Genomic DNA, 14,956 nt, shown 5'->3' with positions numbered 1-14,956 from the left:
CTACGGTCTTCTGATTGACATAAGAAGAACCGCGTCTCGTACTCTTTTTATTTTGGTGCATGTTCGACTGTGGCACGCCACATTGGAAAAAGGCATAGTGGACCTAAGATAAAACCTGGCAGTAAGTATAAAAACGTTGGGACCATCATGGAAGCCACGATGAGAAGACAAATAAGCGTGAGTAAGATGAGCCAAATAGTAAAACGCCAAGGCTCATGTTTAGTCGTTACTAAAATAGCGGGTAATTTGGGTCGAAACTTATCTCGTAGTGTAAGGCTAATGCCAAATAAAATTGAAACAGGTAGGCTAACCATTAAGCCAATTGGAAGTAAAGAAAGACCAGATTGAAATAATTCGCGTATTAAAAAAGAAAGCGAAGTGACCTCTTCGGGATGAGAGATAAAGCCAACCATAGCAGCTAGGCTCCCACTAAAAAATGTTCCTAATAAAATAGCTAGAAAGCCATATAAAATAGCAGTAATAGTCAGATAAAAAGTGCGCATGTTCACGACTCCTTCGTAAAAGGTAATTAACTAAATTGTAGCACGATAAAGGATAGATTGTCATTTAAGCTTTTTTAAAGATTGTATAAGTGATTTCATTGGTGGTAAAAAAGATATGTGGTATGATATTAAAAACATTGAAAGGGGACGTAACGTATGGGGTTAAATGAGTTTATCTTAGGTCTTAATAATTTAGAAACGATTACACGTGCGCCAGGTTTTTTTAAATATACAGAACATACTGTGGCTGCACATTCCTATCGTGTCGCTTCTATTGCACAAGTGTTAGGCGATATCGAAGAGTTAGAAGGAGTCGATGTTGATTGGAAAATGTTATATGAAAAAGCGTTAAATCATGATTATACCGAGCGTTTTATAGGAGATATAAAAACACCTGTTAAGTACGCTAGTCCTGAGCTTCGTGGAATGTTGCAACTAGTCGAAGAGAAAATGACTGAAGAGTTTATCAATCAAGAAATCCCTGAAGCATTTCAAGATATATATAGACGCCGTTTATGTGAAGGAAAAGATGACTCTATTGAAGGGCAGCTTTTAGCGATTGCTGATAAAGTGGATTTATTGTATGAGTCGTTTGAGGAGATTGTCAAAAACAATCCAGAACCTGTGTATCAAGAGATGTTTATGGAGTCTATTCAGACAATTCAACAATTTCGTCACCGTCCTTCTGTTTCTTATTTTTTCAAAGAGATATTCCCAGAGTTATTGGATAAAGATTTTTTTGGTAAAGAGCAATTTATCAATCGTGTGAAACAATATGTGACACTAAGTGAGGGTAATTAACTGATGCAAATGAATATTAAGTGTGAGAATAGTGTAGCCTACATAGAGATTACGGATAGAGAAGATGTGTGGTTACTATTAGAAGAAAAGATAACTATGGAACATGATGGGCTCACTTTTATTTTTGACCGACACTATTTAAAAACCGTCTGTCTGACGAATGATTTACCATCAAAAAAGCCAAAAGACGAACGATGGTTGTGTTTGCCGTTTAGAGATAGTGAAGTGCTAGATAATATCTACGATAAGATAAAAAAAGAGCCGTTATGGATGGAAACAGACGTTTCTCCTTGGATGAGCGCTTTGAAACAACTTTTACCAATATTAGGTTTATCTTTAGAAAAATCCACTAATAATAAACAAACGAAAGTACGTCATAAATGGACGAAAGAGATAAAGGATATTCCTTTTAATGTGACGTACAGAGGAAGTACTGCCACTGTTTATTGGAAAAAAAGACAAGAGATGCATATTTTAGCTGGAGCTAAACTTGTTCAAGAGGCTCCGCTGAATAAAGATGGGTCAGTAGGGTTTGCTGCTAAAGTAGGCGACAAATTGCGTCTAGAACAAGCAGATAAGATTCGAAACGGCTATACAATAGAAGATGTCATATTAAAAAGCGTTAATGAAGTCGGCTTATTTCTCTATTATGGTGGGACGAATGGTTGGCAAGTGTTGGTGGACTCAGAAGGAAAATCAATCGACGAATGGACAAAAGTTGGTTAATAACGAACGAAAAAATATATATAGGACAAAACATTCGTTTTTCGTTGTTGAGTCGCTGATGATTTCATGATACATTTAAGAAGAAAAGGAAATGGAGTGTGAATTATGACAAATTGTTTAGTGCTACAGACAGATTTTGGTTTAGTAGATGGTGCCGTCAGTGCAATGTATGGGGTTGCGTATACCGTGGATCCGACTATTCGGGTTCAAGATTTAACCCATGAAATTCCACCGTATGATATCTGGATTGCTTCGTATCGTTTATATCAAACGGTTAAGTATTGGCCAAAAGGCACTGTTTTTGTTTCAGTAGTGGATCCGGGTGTGGGAAGTCATCGCCGCAGTATCGTATGTAAAACCACGTCTGGTCATTACATTATTACCCCAGATAATGGTTCCATTACTCATATTCAGCATTACGATGGGATTGAAGAAATTCGTGCGATTGATGAAGTTAAGAGTCGCTTGCCTCATTCAGAAGAAAGTCACACATTCCATGGACGTGATATCTATGCTTATAATGGTGCGCGTTTAGCTGTGGGAGAGACCACGTTTGAAGAGCTAGGGTCACCAATTGAACCTGACACGCTCGTTACGTTGCCTTTAATCGAAGAATCACAAACAGGCACTATTTTGAGAGGTAGTATCGACGTATTAGACGTACGTTTTGGTTCATTATGGTCGAATATCTCATCTGATAGTTTGAAACGCATTAATGTGAAACCAGGCGACCGTGTGCAAGTCACTATCTATCATAAAGAGAATAAAGTCTATCAAAATATTTTGTTATTTGCTCGTTCATTTGCAGATGTCAATATCGGTGAGCCACTTGTTTATATTAATTCACTCGTCAATGTTGGGGTAGCTGTTAATCAAGATTCATTTTCAAAACTTTATCATATTGGGACTGGGATTGACTGGACATTAGAAATTCGCAAGGCACCGCGTGTTATCTATGAAGAAGACGTGTTATAATAATCAAAAAGAATAGGTGGAGAAATCATGAAAAAAGAGTTTTCGGTTCAGACGATTGTCGCCATTGGTATTGGGGCAGCCGTTTTTGTTATTTTGGGTCGATTTGTTGTAATTCCGACAGGATTCCCGAACACTAATATTGAAACAAGCTATCCATTTTTAGCTTTAATTGCGAGCTTATTTGGTCCAGCTGCAGGATTTTTAATTGGTTTTATTGGGCATACGATTAAAGATTTAACAACTTATGGTGCTTGGTGGAGTTGGATTATTTGTTCAGGCGCGATTGGCTTTGCATATGGTTGGATAGGTAAACAGCTAAAATTAGAAGAAGGACTTTTTCCAAAAAAAGATATCATTCGCTTTAATGTTTTGCAAGTTATCAGTCACTTAGTAGTCTGGGGTGTATTAGCACCTGTATTGGACATTTTAATTTATAGTGAGCCAGCGAATAAAGTTTTCACACAAGGTGTGATTGCGGCGGTGAGTAATAGTGTGGCGGTGGGGATTATCGGTACATTATTAATGAAAGCATACGCCTCTTCACGTACGAAAAAAGGTAGCTTAACAAAAGAATAAATATGATAAAATAGAGACAGTGAGAAAGTTGAATGTGAGTTCAACTTTCTTTTCCTATAAGAAAGAAACAAAAGATTTGAGGCTAAAAAATGAAACCTTTAATTGAATTTAAAGATGTGTCGTTTCAGTATCATAGTCAATCTGAACCGACACTTCATGATTTAAATATCGCTATCTATCCAGGTGAGAAGATATTAGTGGTCGGACCAAGCGGGAGTGGGAAGTCTACGTTTGCTCACTGTATGAACGGCTTGATTCCACATATGTATTCTGGTGCACTAACAGGTAGAGTTCAGGTCAATGGCAAGGATGTTTCGACATCTTCTTTGTCCAGTTTGTCTTTTGATATTGGAACAGTTTTACAAGACACTGATGGACAATTTATTGGGTTAAGCGTTGCAGAAGACATTGCTTTCTCGTTAGAAAATGAATGTGTAGCCCAGTCAGAAATGAAGCATGCCGTAAAGAAAATGGCAGAAACAGTGTATTTAACCGACCATTTATCACATCGACCGCAAGATTTATCGGGCGGACAAAAACAACGTGTTTCAATGGCGGGGGTGTTAATTGATGAAGTGCCAATTTTACTGTTAGATGAACCACTTGCTAATCTTGACCCAAAAACGGGGAAAGAGTCGATGGTGTTATTAGATGAATTGAACGAACAGTACGGTGCGACGATTATCATCGTAGAACACCGTTTAGAAGATGTTTTATACCGCGATGTTGATCGCATCTTAGTGTTTTCTGAAGGTCGAATTATTTCTGATTCATCACCTGACGAATTATTAAAACAATCTTTACTAGCAGATGTTGGAATTCGTGAACCATTGTATATATCAGCCATGAAGTATGCTGGGGTTGACTTATCGCAAGTTGAAAAAATAGCTTCACTTTCGGACGTGACCGCTCCCAAGCTGAAATCGCAAATGCAAGAGTGGGCTTCAGACTTACCACAGCCGCGAGTTATGGAAAAACAGTCACCATTATTGTCTATCAAAGATTTAACCGTTCGTTACGAAGTGCAAGGTAAACCAGTTCTTCAGGATTTATCTGTCGATTTTCATACTGGAGAAATGGTTAGTATTGTTGGAGAAAATGGTGCAGGTAAATCGACATTGTGTAAAGCTATCTGTGGCTTTACGCCTGCTGAATCTGGGCAATTCATGTGGAACAATCAAGAATTCAACTCGCTTTCGATTAAAGAACGCGCCGACTATGTTGGTTACGTTATGCAAAACCCAAATCAAATGATTTCTAAAAAGATGATACGAGAAGAAGTAGGATTAGGTCTTGTGCTGAGAGGGGTATCCGAAGAGGAAATCGAAGAACGTGTCACTCGTGTTTTAAAAGTTTGCGGCTTATACCCATTTCGTAATTGGCCGATTTCTGCTTTGAGTTTTGGTCAGAAAAAACGTGTGACAATCGCGTCTATTTTAGTGCTAAATCCGAAAATGATTTTACTAGATGAGCCGACAGCGGGACAGGACTTAAAACATTATACTGAAATGATGGATTTTCTATTGGAGATTAGTCATCAAGGGGTGACAGTGGGAATGGTCACACATGACATGCATTTAATGTTAGAGTATACCGATCGGACGATAGTGATTGGTGAGGGGCGAGTGTTAGCAGATGATATTCCCGCCCATATTCTAACAAATCATCAATTAGTAGAGAAGGCGTCGTTAAAAGAAACGAGTCTGTTTACGTTTTCTCAGCAACTAGGTATGGCTGACCCTGTCTCGTTTACTGAAAAATTTATTGCATTTGATCGGGAGGCGAGATTAAAATGAGTCAAACCCAGTTATTAGGCTATATACCAAAGAAGACAGTCATTCATCAGTTGAGTGGCGCCTCTAAACTTTTGGCGTTAGTTTTTCTATCAGTTGCCACGATGACAACGTATGATACACGTTTTCTTCTAGCGATGAGCCTTTTATCCATCGTGCTATTTCGACTATCTCATATTAAATGGCAAGAGATTTCGTTTGTCGTGAAGTTCGTAGCTGTGTTTTCTCTGTTAAATCTAATTGCTGTCTATTTGTTCTCACCTGAGTATGGTGTATCTGTTTACGGAACACGTCATGTGATATGGGAAGGTGTCGGACGTTTTACTTTAACACAGGAACAACTTTTTTATGAATTTAATCTGTTATTAAAATATATCGCGTCAATTCCTATTGCCTTGATTTTTATTTTGACGACGAATCCAAGTGAGTTTGCTGCGAGCTTGAATAAGATAGGTGTCAGTTATAAAATTAGTTATGCGGTTGCCTTAGCGTTGCGCTATATTCCAGATGTTCAACGTGATTTTTTTGATATCTCAATGGCACAGCAAGCTAGAGGTATTGAATTATCCAGAAAAGCGCCTTTTCGAGCGCGTGCTAAGGGGACGGTGGCGATTGTATTTCCATTAGTTTTATCAAGTATCGAACGCATTGATGTCATTAGCACCGCGATGGAGTTGCGCCGATTTGGGCGACATAAAAATCGAACATGGTATTCTGCTCAAACGTATCGATTTCACGATTATTTTGTCATAGGGGTTTCGTTAGTACTACTCATTATTTCCTTTAGTTTATTTAAAGTAAATCAAGGGCGTTTTTATAATCCGTTTTAAATAAAAGAGACACTTCAGTTTAGATAGCTAGATTGAAGTGTTTTTTTATTATAGAATAGACTCAAGGATTAAATTTGAGAAAAGAGGTTGTGAGATGAAACGATATATCGCAGTGCTATTAGTAGTTGTGTTTACTTTAGTTGGGTGTCAGCAACCCACGAGTGAACAGACGGATAAACAAGCTAAGACGGATGGAAAAGAGTGGTATGCATCGGCTTTGGCTAAAGGTAAAGAAGCCATTATTGATGAAGAGTATGACAAAGCTCTCGCGTCTTTTGATTTGGCCTTAGAGTATCAAGCGAATGATGCCGAAGCGACCTTATTAAAAAAGCAAGTGGAATGGTATCAAAAAGGGCAAAAGTTAATGGAAGAAGGGAAAGAAAAGGAAGCAGAGGATGTTTATATTGACTTGATTACGTCAAAAAATGGTTCGAAAACATTGAAAAAACAAGCAGAAGAGCAACTGGAGATGTGGGGAAAAGGAGAGCGTAAAACAACTTCTACTGCATCGGAAAAGTCGCCAGTATGGAATGATAACAAGCAGAAAGCTTTAGATGAGTTTATCAGTGAATGGGAACAAAGCATGGACCAACATTATGATAAAGCCTACCCAAATGGTCAAACGATTAATTATTATGGCGTTAACTTACCCGGAGATTTTGGCGATCTATCGCTTTCAGTTAATGGTCAACCTGTTTCGATATCGTTGATTGGAGAGAATCAGTCGACCACTTATCAAGTTGTGGCGATGTATTCTAATATCGAACGCGATTATCCTCGCTCAAGCTATTGGTACCTCTTTACGTTAAAGGATGGCACTCCTAAAATATTAGTGACAGCTCAAAATCAAGGGAATGAACAACAAACCATCGACTTTACTGAAACACAAAATGCGGCATTGATAGAAGGATATCGGAATATAGTGCAGCAAAAGTGACACTTTTTTATAGAGCATCTACTATTTACGGTGACAAGGTACTCAATTTAACAAAGTTTGTTAAAAACTATCATTTCAGTTATAATGAAAGGGTTAATGTGATTGGAAAATATAGAGGAGAAGTGACATGCGTATACTTTTAATAATACCCGCTTATAATGAAGAAGAAAGCATTTTAGATACGATAAATATGATAGAATCATTTAAAAAGACAGATGATACGCATGATTTTCAACTCGACTATGTAGTTATAAATGACGGATCAACTGATCGAACTGGTGATGTTTTAAAGGAAAATAAGGTTAATGCCGTTCATTTGATATCTAATTTAGGTATCGGAGGTGCTGTTCAGACTGGTTATTTATATGCGGTTAAATATGATTATGACATAGCCGTACAATTTGATGGAGATGGACAACATGACATCGCATCTATTTACGCTTTAGTTGAACCTATTGTAAGTGAAAAGGCAGATTTTGTAGTTGGTTCTCGTTTCGTCGAAAATGCGATTTCAGAGTTTCAAACGAGTAATATGAGACAGCTAGGGATTAAAATTATCTCCTTCTTTATCAAACTCGTGACAGGGAAGAGAATATATGATGTGACCTCTGGATATAGAGCAGCAAATCGCACAGTTATGCGTTATTTTTCAGAGAGATATCCTCAAAAATATCCGGAACCTGAATCTTTAGTGAAACTCCATAAAAAGAATTACGTAATAAAAGAAGTCCCTGTTAACATGTTTGAAAGAGAAAAAGGGGTATCATCTATTACGCCTTTAAAATCTGTTCGCTATATGATTGAGGTTTGTTCGGCTATTTTGATTTTGGGTTTTACAAAGGAGGTTAAATAAGATGAATGTTTTATCTGTCTTAGTTTTTGTCATATCCTTTGTATTTTTTGTTTTTGTGATTCGCACGATAAACAAAAATATTATCTCACTTCAATATGCGTTAATTTGGCTTTTGATTGGGATTATCATGATGGTGTTTTCTATCTTTCCCGATTTAGCAGAAAGAATCGCTCATGCATTAGGATTTGCTTTTGCGTCTAATTTTGTTTTATTTGTTTCCGTTATGTTTTGTTTAGTTCAATTAATTTTAACGACCTCTTATATTTCAAAACAAGATGATCAAATAAAAAAACTCATTCAAGAAGTATCACTCTTAAAAAAAGAAATGAATGAACAAAATCGTCATCATAAATAAAAAGTTCTGAAGAAAATATTTTCTTCAGAACTTTTTTTATGGAAGTAATTTATTCAAAGCAATCGCTAAGAGCGAAGCAGTGGCAACAGGTGAGCTAAATAAATATTGAATAGTCTGAGGTAAGCTACCCACATAGTCTTGTGGAATAAAGGTTAAAGCAAGTGTCATAATCATCGGTAAAGCGATAATATACATTTCACGTTCACCGATAGCGACATTTTTCATCACTTGTAAGCCACTTGTTGCGATAATACCACACACGACAACAAATACCCCGCCAATAACAGCTGTAGGAATGGCTGAAATTAAAGCAGATAATTTGCCTGAAAATCCAAACAAAATGAACCAAAAACCTGCGGCAGTAAGCACCTTACGACTTGCCACACCTGTAATTGAGATAATTCCCGCATTGGTCGAGTAACCTGTTACAGGCGTAGACCCAAGTAAGCTCGAAACGACACAGCCTAATCCTTCTCCTAACACGCCGCGATTAAGTTGCTCATCAGAAAGAGGCGTATCGCATACTTGACTAACAGCAAACCATGTTCCAGTAGTTTCAGCCATTAACACGAGATAAATAATTAACATTGTGACGGTTGCCGATAGATTAAATGAAAAATGGAAATCTTTAAACGGTATCGGCATTAAGGAAAACCAACTCGCTTGCTTTACAGTTGATAAATCGAGGATCCCCATAAAATTAGCTAGAAGAGAACCGCCAAATAAAGCTAGAATGACTGACGTAATTTTTATGTAGCGTCCTTTATTTGGAAATACACTAGCAAACATGACACTTGCAACTAAGATAAAAGCAGAAAATACCGCTAAAAGAATATTTTGATTAAGGGAAGAACCTTCACCAATAAAAATATTATTATTTAACGCAACTGGCATTAATGAAAGTCCTACGATGAAAATAATGGTGCCACCAACAATAGCTGGCACAAAATGTCGAATGATTTTAGTGAAAATACCAGTAAAACTTAATAGAACGACCAGCAAAGCGCCGATTAAAGACGCGCCTAGAACACTTGCCCAACCTTCGATACCGGAACCGTTAGCAAAATAAATTCCCGCAATCGCTCCAATAGGAATGAAGGAAGGCCCTTGTCCGACAGGCAGTTTCATACAAAAATGCGATTGAATAATCGTGGCGATACCTGCGGCTAAAAAAGTAGATTGTATTAAAATAGAGGTTTCTTGAGCTGAAAGACCAATGATGGAAGCAATAATAAATGGCACAACATAAACGTCCATGGCTAATACGTGTTGAATCCCAAGTAGTGCGGCTTGAAAGGGGGATACGGATTCATTAGGGCCTATCAGTAAACGTGAGTCTGTGTCAGCTTTAATAGATTGATTTTTAATGGATTGTTCCATGATTAAACTCCTTTTTGATGGACAAGTTCACCTTGTACCCAAACTTTTTGTATATTGGTTGCTTGTATAAGATATAGCAGGCTTTCTAAAATTTCTTCTGGTGCGATATTCGATTCGAAGAAAGGCATTGGATTGCCGACATCTTGAGTGTCAATAACTAAAGCATCCCAAGCGTAGTTTTTTTCAAACTTTCCAATTGGCAAGGAAAGAGCTTGCCCACCGCCAGCCGTAGCATGATAAAAGGCTTGGATCATCGAAATCTTAGACTCTTTTGCTCCTCTTTCTGCTGCAGTTTTTTTGGGGTCGACGCCTTCGTCTAAATAGCGAGAAGCCATAACTGCTTGTCGTATATTTTCAAAAAGAGAAGGACTAAATCCACCACTAATATCGGTACCTAAACCAATATCGAGATGATAATCGTTTGCGAATTCTGCAAGTGGTAAAACAGCGTTGGCAAAATAAGCATTTGAAATGGGACAATGGGCAATTCCCGTCCCAGTTTGTTGGAAAAGTAAGGCATCCTCGTGGGCGAGATGATTACAATGAGCCATGACTGCTTTATCACCTAAAAGTTGAAATGAGTGAAGTGCGTGTGCGTCATTTTGATTAAATCGTTCTTTTACATAGTGATGTTCCCAATCACTTTCACTACAGTGTGATTGAATATGAACATCGTACTTCTTGGCTAGTTTACCTAACCCATGCAAAGCTTCGTCGGTACAGCTCGGGATAAAGCGAGGAGTGACGACAGGATAGACGCCTTGTTTGGTTGTTTTGTGAAGAGCTTGGACGTCCTGAATAAACGATTCGGTATCAGCAAGAGCAGATTCAGTTGATGCATCACGATAAAAATCAGGGTTCATGATGGGATCGTCCATGACGACCTTACCTACTAACCCGCGCTGTCCTTTTTTTGCACAAATTTCAGCTAAACGAAAAGAAGCTTCTTTATGAATAGAAGCAAAGTAAAGTCCAGTGGTTGTTCCATTGGCTAGTAAGTGTGAGACGAGATTTTCATATACAGTCGTTGCATAGTCTAAATCTGAAAAGCGTGCTTCTAGCGGAAAGGTATACGTTTGTAGCCAATCTTCAAGAGGCTTATCTAAAGCGCGTCCCGCTTGTGGCCACTGTGGAGCATGGATATGGAGGTCTACGAGGCCGGGAATAAGATATTGCCCTTTTTTCAATTCTACAAATACCTTTTGTTGTTTAGCTAAAGCAAATTGTTGTGAGTATTCTTTTTCAGAAGGTTGTGAAATGTTGACAATCTTGCCTTCGAAATCAATAAAAAATAGTGAATCGGATAAAAACTCTAGTTGTGAGCGTGACGAGGTGTAAAAAGCATTCCCTTTAACAATAAGCGAATAATTCATTATAATCCCTTTCTTTTGTTCGTTTTATTTTATCTATATATCTATTCTACAATAAAACAACAAAAATTCAATATAAAAAACGAACTATAATGACAAGCTAGTCTTTATGGTTCGTTTTTTATGAATAATTATAATGATTTTTTTGGGAGGATTTTATAAGAAGCTTCTCTTGAGGATGAGCCTTTCCGATACTCTTGTATAAGATAAGGAGGTCTTCGTTTTGACTCTAAAAAGATTCGTCCAATATATTCTCCCATAATTCCTAAAACGATTAATTGAACACCACTAAGAAATAAAATCAATACTACAAGAGTAGGGTAACCGGGTACTGGATTTTTAAACAATAAGGTTTTAACGATAGTGTAGATCATATAGATAAATGCACCTAAGGCAATCACAACGCCTCCTACTAAAGAGAAACGTAACGGTTTAACGGAATTAGAAACGATTCCATCCATAGCTAGCTTTAGCAAATTAGTCAAGCGCCATTTTGTTTCACCAGCAAATCTTTCTGGGGCTTCAAACTCAATCGCTTTTTTCTTGTATCCGACCCACATGTAAAGCCCTTTTGTGTATCTTTCGGATTCTCTTAGTTGAATAATACCATTAACACATTTTCGGTCCAGTAAACGAAAATCTCCAACGTTTTCTAAGACGGGTAGTTTAGAAAAATAGGTTAAGATTTTGTAATATAATTTAGAAGAGCATTTTTTAAAAAAAGACTCTCCTGAGCGTACGACTCTTTTTCCGTACACGTCTTGGTAACCTTTTTCCCATTCTTTTATGAGGTTTGGAATGAGCTGAGGAGGGTGTTGTAAGTCGGCATCCATGGTAATCACTGCGTCACCTATCGCGTGGTCGAAGCCAGCTAACATGGCGATTTCTTTTCCGTAATTACGTGATAAATCGACATACGTTACACGGTCATCGTGTTTTTGTAATTCCTGGATAATAGTCAGTGATTGATCATGACTGCCATCATTAATAAATAAAATTTCAAAAGCATAGTTTGGTATTAGCAAAAGCGTGCTAGTAAGTTGTTGATAAAGTTCGTTAATAGACTCTTCTTCATTATAAAGAGGGATACAAATTGTTATGACTTTCATTTAGCTAACCTCCTGATTCATATTGTAACAATAAATGAAGAAGTATAGTAGTATAGTATATGTATGATAATGATTATTTAGGAGTGACACATGTGGAAAGTATACTAACGTTAAACCATGTCAGTTTCAGCGTGCCTGAAAAAGACATATTGAAAGATGTTCAACTAACTATTAAACCGGGCGATTTTATCACTATTTATGGACCTTCTGGAAGCGGAAAGTCCACTCTATTAAAACTTATTGGGACATTATTAACCCCAACTGCAGGTGAAATTCAGTATAAAGGTCAAGCCGTAAGTGAGTTACCAATTACCGAGTATCGTCAGGCAGTTTCGTATGTTTTTCAATCACCACAGTTATTTGGTGAAACGGTATTAGATAATCTTTCTTTTCCTTACGAGATTCGTCAAAAAGAATTTGATAAAGACCGTGCGCTAATGCTTTTAAAAGAGGTACAACTAGATGAATCGTATTTAAATAAAGCCATCACGGAGTTGTCTGGTGGCGAAAAACAACGAATTGCGCTAGTACGTCATCTGTTGATATTACCTGATGTTTTGTTACTAGATGAGATTACGAGTGCATTAGATGAGGCGAATCGTTTACATGTACAAGCCTTTATCAAACGCTTGCAAGAAGAAAAAGGATTAACCGTCTTATGGATTACACATCAGCCACAAGAGTTAGAACAATCAAACCGCCATATTGAAGTGGTTGATGGAATCGTGAAGGAGGTAGAAGTGTCGTGGGAAATTTAGAGATTTCAAATACGTCATTGGCATTTGCGACGGTTTTAATTGCGGTTGCCTTAGTCATTGATTATAAGGAGCAGTTAGGGTTAGGAAAAGATATTTTTATTGCGGCGATTCGTGCGGTTATTCAATTATTCATTATTGGCTATGTTTTAAGTGCGATATTCAAAGTGGATAATTTATGGGTGACACTGGCCATGGTATTGTTTATTGTAGTCAATGCAGGGATTAATGCTGGGAAACGAGCGGAAGGGATAGAGGGAGCTTTTCAAATCTCGCTGATTGCGATTGGAGCCGGGACATTTCTGTCGTTGTTTATTTTATTTATCACCGGAACATTAGAATGGACACCTTCTCAAATTGTACCGATTACGGGGATGATTGCGAGCAATGCGATGACCGCGGTAGGTGTTGGTTATCGTCAAATGCGGTCGCAATTTAATGACCAACGTCAACAAATTCAAGAGAAATTAGCCTTAGGAGCGAATTTAAGACAGGCTTCTAATCCTATTATTCGTGAGAGTATAAAGGGAGCAATGGCACCAAGTATTGACCGTACCAAAACAGTTGGGCTAGTAAGTTTGCCAGGGATGATGTCTGGTTTGATGTTTGCAGGAATTGATCCGACGATGGCTATTCGCTATCAGATTGTGGTAATGTTTATGCTCATTGCGACGACAGGATTTTCAACAATGATTGCTAGCTACTTAGTGTATAAGAAGTTTTATAATGAACAGTGGCAATTAAAATAAGAAAAGACGATAAGCAAACCTACTTGCTTATCGTCTTTTTATTAATTTGTATAGTTATCAAAATAACCTTTAATGTAAACGAATGGTGTTCCTTTATCGCCACTTCCTGATGTTAAATCAGAGAGAGAGCCTATTAAGTCTGTTAGACGACGAGGTGTAGTACCTTGTGCTTCCATAGCGCCGACTAAGTCTTCGTCTTTGTTTTGAATGTACTCAGAGATAGCTTCTTGTAAAGCTTCTCCACGTAAATCAGCGAAGTTATTATCCGCTAGATATTTTAGCTTGACTTCGTTAGGTGTTCCTTCTAATCCAGCCGTATAAGCTGGGGAAACGACAGGGTCAGCAAGTTCCCAAATTTTTCCAACAGGGTCTTTAAAAGCACCGTCACCGTAAACCATCACTTCGACGTTTTTACCTGTTAATTCAGCCAATTTAGCTTGGATTCCGTCGACAAGTGGTTGTGGGTTATTTGGGAATAGTTTGACGCTATCTTCTGTTGATTTGTTAGACCCAAGTAAGCCGTATTGTTCGTTATAACCACTACCGTCGATTGGAGCAGCTAAGATATCGTCCATTGCGAATACTTTTTCTGCGCCGTTTTCATTTAAAATACGTTTAGTACGGAAACGTGAATGAATATCACATGTTAAAACACTCTTAGTGTAATCTAAAATTGTTTTGGCATTATTTGAGAAGATGACTTCACACTCTGCACCTTCAGCTTCGATTAATGATTTATAGTAATCAATATAGTCAACGCCTGTAAAAGTATGTTTTTGATAGCCAAAATGTTGACGAAACTCAGCTTCTGTTAACACATCAGTCCAAGGGTTGATGCCTTTTTTATCTAAATCTTCTAAGTCAACTAAGTGGTTGCCAACTTCATCTGAAGGATAACTTAGCATAAGGACCACTTTTTTCAAACCACGTGCCATACCACGTAAAACGATTGAGAAGCGGTTACGACTTAGGATTGGGAAGATAATCCCTACAGTGTCGTCACCAAATTTCGCAGCAACATCGGTCGCGATGTGGTCAACGGTTGCGTAGTTTCCTTGTGCGCGGGCAACGATTGATTCTGTAATTGTGACAATGTCACGATCTTCGATTTCAAATTTTTCCATTTTAGAGGCAGCTAATACAGTGTCCACGATAAGTGTTTCTAAATCGTCCCCTTGATTAATGATAGGGCCGCGTAGACCTCGTACTGTTGTTCCGACGATTCTTTCCAATAGTCTCTCTCC

General features: G+C 37.9%; 16 protein-coding genes. 11 read left to right on the top strand and 5 right to left on the bottom strand.

Features of this window, described 5'->3' with window-relative positions; all coding sequences use genetic code 11:
- Positions 1-47: 47 nt before the first annotated feature.
- Entirely contained in the window at positions 48-503 is a 456-nt protein-coding gene (locus M2919_RS05920; protein WP_248848382.1) for a hypothetical protein, read from the bottom strand.
- A gap of 156 nt (positions 504-659) precedes the next feature.
- Here M2919_RS05920 and M2919_RS05915 point away from each other — a divergent pair, with 156 nt between their 5' ends.
- The 9 genes from M2919_RS05915 to M2919_RS05875 all read left to right on the top strand — a co-directional run bounded on the left by M2919_RS05915 (position 660) and on the right by M2919_RS05875 (position 8,349).
- On the top strand, positions 660-1,304 hold the full coding sequence (locus tag M2919_RS05915; RefSeq protein WP_248848381.1) for a YfbR-like 5'-deoxynucleotidase: 645 nt from the start codon (positions 660-662) through the stop codon (positions 1,302-1,304).
- Positions 1,305-1,307: 3 nt separating this feature from the next.
- Positions 1,308-2,030 (top strand): hypothetical protein, encoded by a 723-nt coding sequence (locus M2919_RS05910; RefSeq protein ID WP_248848380.1) that lies wholly within the window; start codon positions 1,308-1,310, stop codon positions 2,028-2,030.
- Positions 2,031-2,135: 105 nt separating this feature from the next.
- On the top strand, positions 2,136-3,005 hold the full coding sequence (locus tag M2919_RS05905; protein WP_126763404.1) for an SAM hydrolase/SAM-dependent halogenase family protein: 870 nt from the start codon (positions 2,136-2,138) through the stop codon (positions 3,003-3,005).
- Positions 3,006-3,032: 27 nt separating this feature from the next.
- The gene (locus M2919_RS05900; RefSeq protein WP_126763406.1) at positions 3,033-3,581 is read left to right on the top strand and encodes an ECF-type riboflavin transporter substrate-binding protein; all 549 of its coding nucleotides are present in this window, start codon (positions 3,033-3,035) and stop codon (positions 3,579-3,581) included.
- An 89-nt stretch (positions 3,582-3,670) separates the two neighbouring features.
- Complete coding sequence (locus tag M2919_RS05895) at positions 3,671-5,377, top strand: ABC transporter ATP-binding protein (protein WP_248848379.1); 1,707 nt, start codon at positions 3,671-3,673, stop codon at positions 5,375-5,377.
- Entirely contained in the window at positions 5,374-6,204 is an 831-nt protein-coding gene (locus M2919_RS05890) for an energy-coupling factor transporter transmembrane component T family protein (RefSeq protein ID WP_202585089.1), read from the top strand. Before M2919_RS05895 ends, M2919_RS05890 begins: the two co-directional genes overlap by 4 nt.
- A gap of 94 nt (positions 6,205-6,298) precedes the next feature.
- A complete protein-coding gene (locus M2919_RS05885) occupies positions 6,299-7,141 on the top strand; it encodes a DUF4767 domain-containing protein (RefSeq protein ID WP_202585086.1) in 843 nt (280 codons plus the stop codon).
- Positions 7,142-7,268: 127 nt separating this feature from the next.
- Complete coding sequence (locus M2919_RS05880; protein WP_248848378.1) at positions 7,269-7,994, top strand: glycosyltransferase family 2 protein; 726 nt, start codon at positions 7,269-7,271, stop codon at positions 7,992-7,994.
- A gap of 1 nt (position 7,995) precedes the next feature.
- Positions 7,996-8,349: a DUF2304 domain-containing protein gene (locus M2919_RS05875; RefSeq protein WP_168413426.1), complete on the top strand. Its 354-nt coding sequence runs from the start codon at positions 7,996-7,998 to the stop codon at positions 8,347-8,349.
- Positions 8,350-8,385: 36 nt separating this feature from the next.
- On the opposite strand, the gene M2919_RS05870 is transcribed toward M2919_RS05875, so the two are convergent.
- The 3 genes from M2919_RS05870 to M2919_RS05860 form a co-directional block, all read right to left on the bottom strand.
- On the bottom strand, positions 8,386-9,729 hold the full coding sequence (locus tag M2919_RS05870) for a uracil-xanthine permease family protein (protein WP_248848377.1): 1,344 nt from the start codon (positions 9,727-9,729) through the stop codon (positions 8,386-8,388).
- A 2-nt stretch (positions 9,730-9,731) separates the two neighbouring features.
- The gene (gene guaD, locus M2919_RS05865; protein WP_248848376.1) at positions 9,732-11,102 is read right to left on the bottom strand and encodes a guanine deaminase; all 1,371 of its coding nucleotides are present in this window, start codon (positions 11,100-11,102) and stop codon (positions 9,732-9,734) included.
- Positions 11,103-11,230: 128 nt separating this feature from the next.
- Positions 11,231-12,208: a glycosyltransferase family 2 protein gene (locus tag M2919_RS05860; RefSeq protein WP_248848375.1), complete on the bottom strand. Its 978-nt coding sequence runs from the start codon at positions 12,206-12,208 to the stop codon at positions 11,231-11,233.
- Between the two features lie 92 nt (positions 12,209-12,300).
- Here M2919_RS05860 and M2919_RS05855 point away from each other — a divergent pair, with 92 nt between their 5' ends.
- Complete coding sequence (locus M2919_RS05855) at positions 12,301-12,966, top strand: ABC transporter ATP-binding protein (protein WP_248848374.1); 666 nt, start codon at positions 12,301-12,303, stop codon at positions 12,964-12,966.
- Entirely contained in the window at positions 12,954-13,712 is a 759-nt protein-coding gene (locus M2919_RS05850) for an ABC transporter permease (RefSeq protein WP_023606764.1), read from the top strand. Before M2919_RS05855 ends, M2919_RS05850 begins: the two co-directional genes overlap by 13 nt.
- Before the next feature lie 41 nt (positions 13,713-13,753).
- Here M2919_RS05850 and M2919_RS05845 read toward each other — a convergent pair whose 3' ends face one another.
- Positions 13,754-14,944, bottom strand: coding sequence for a coenzyme F420-0:L-glutamate ligase (locus M2919_RS05845; RefSeq protein WP_126763430.1), 1,191 nt, complete (start codon positions 14,942-14,944; stop codon positions 13,754-13,756).
- Positions 14,945-14,956: the final 12 nt, after the last annotated feature.

Origin of the sequence: Vagococcus lutrae, from assembly GCF_023299185.1 — a bacterium.
GTDB classification, from domain to species: Bacteria; Bacillota; Bacilli; order Lactobacillales; family Vagococcaceae; genus Vagococcus_A; species Vagococcus_A lutrae.
Note: the sequence above shows the minus strand (reverse complement) of the source record. Positions and strands in the feature narration are given on the sequence as shown.

Coding starts and splice junctions, on each gene's coding strand:
- M2919_RS05880 (WP_248848378.1), top strand. CDS start 7,269: ATGCGTATACTTTTAATAATACCCGCTTATAATGAAGAAGAAAGCATT.
- guaD (WP_248848376.1), bottom strand. CDS start 11,102: ATGAATTATTCGCTTATTGTTAAAGGGAATGCTTTTTACACCTCGTCA.
- M2919_RS05920 (WP_248848382.1), bottom strand. CDS start 503: ATGCGCACTTTTTATCTGACTATTACTGCTATTTTATATGGCTTTCTA.
- M2919_RS05870 (WP_248848377.1), bottom strand. CDS start 9,729: ATGGAACAATCCATTAAAAATCAATCTATTAAAGCTGACACAGACTCA.
- M2919_RS05875 (WP_168413426.1), top strand. CDS start 7,996: ATGAATGTTTTATCTGTCTTAGTTTTTGTCATATCCTTTGTATTTTTT.
- M2919_RS05885 (WP_202585086.1), top strand. CDS start 6,299: ATGAAACGATATATCGCAGTGCTATTAGTAGTTGTGTTTACTTTAGTT.
- M2919_RS05860 (WP_248848375.1), bottom strand. CDS start 12,208: ATGAAAGTCATAACAATTTGTATCCCTCTTTATAATGAAGAAGAGTCT.
- M2919_RS05900 (WP_126763406.1), top strand. CDS start 3,033: ATGAAAAAAGAGTTTTCGGTTCAGACGATTGTCGCCATTGGTATTGGG.
- M2919_RS05895 (WP_248848379.1), top strand. CDS start 3,671: ATGAAACCTTTAATTGAATTTAAAGATGTGTCGTTTCAGTATCATAGT.
- M2919_RS05905 (WP_126763404.1), top strand. CDS start 2,136: ATGACAAATTGTTTAGTGCTACAGACAGATTTTGGTTTAGTAGATGGT.
- M2919_RS05915 (WP_248848381.1), top strand. CDS start 660: ATGGGGTTAAATGAGTTTATCTTAGGTCTTAATAATTTAGAAACGATT.
- M2919_RS05910 (WP_248848380.1), top strand. CDS start 1,308: ATGCAAATGAATATTAAGTGTGAGAATAGTGTAGCCTACATAGAGATT.
- M2919_RS05890 (WP_202585089.1), top strand. CDS start 5,374: ATGAGTCAAACCCAGTTATTAGGCTATATACCAAAGAAGACAGTCATT.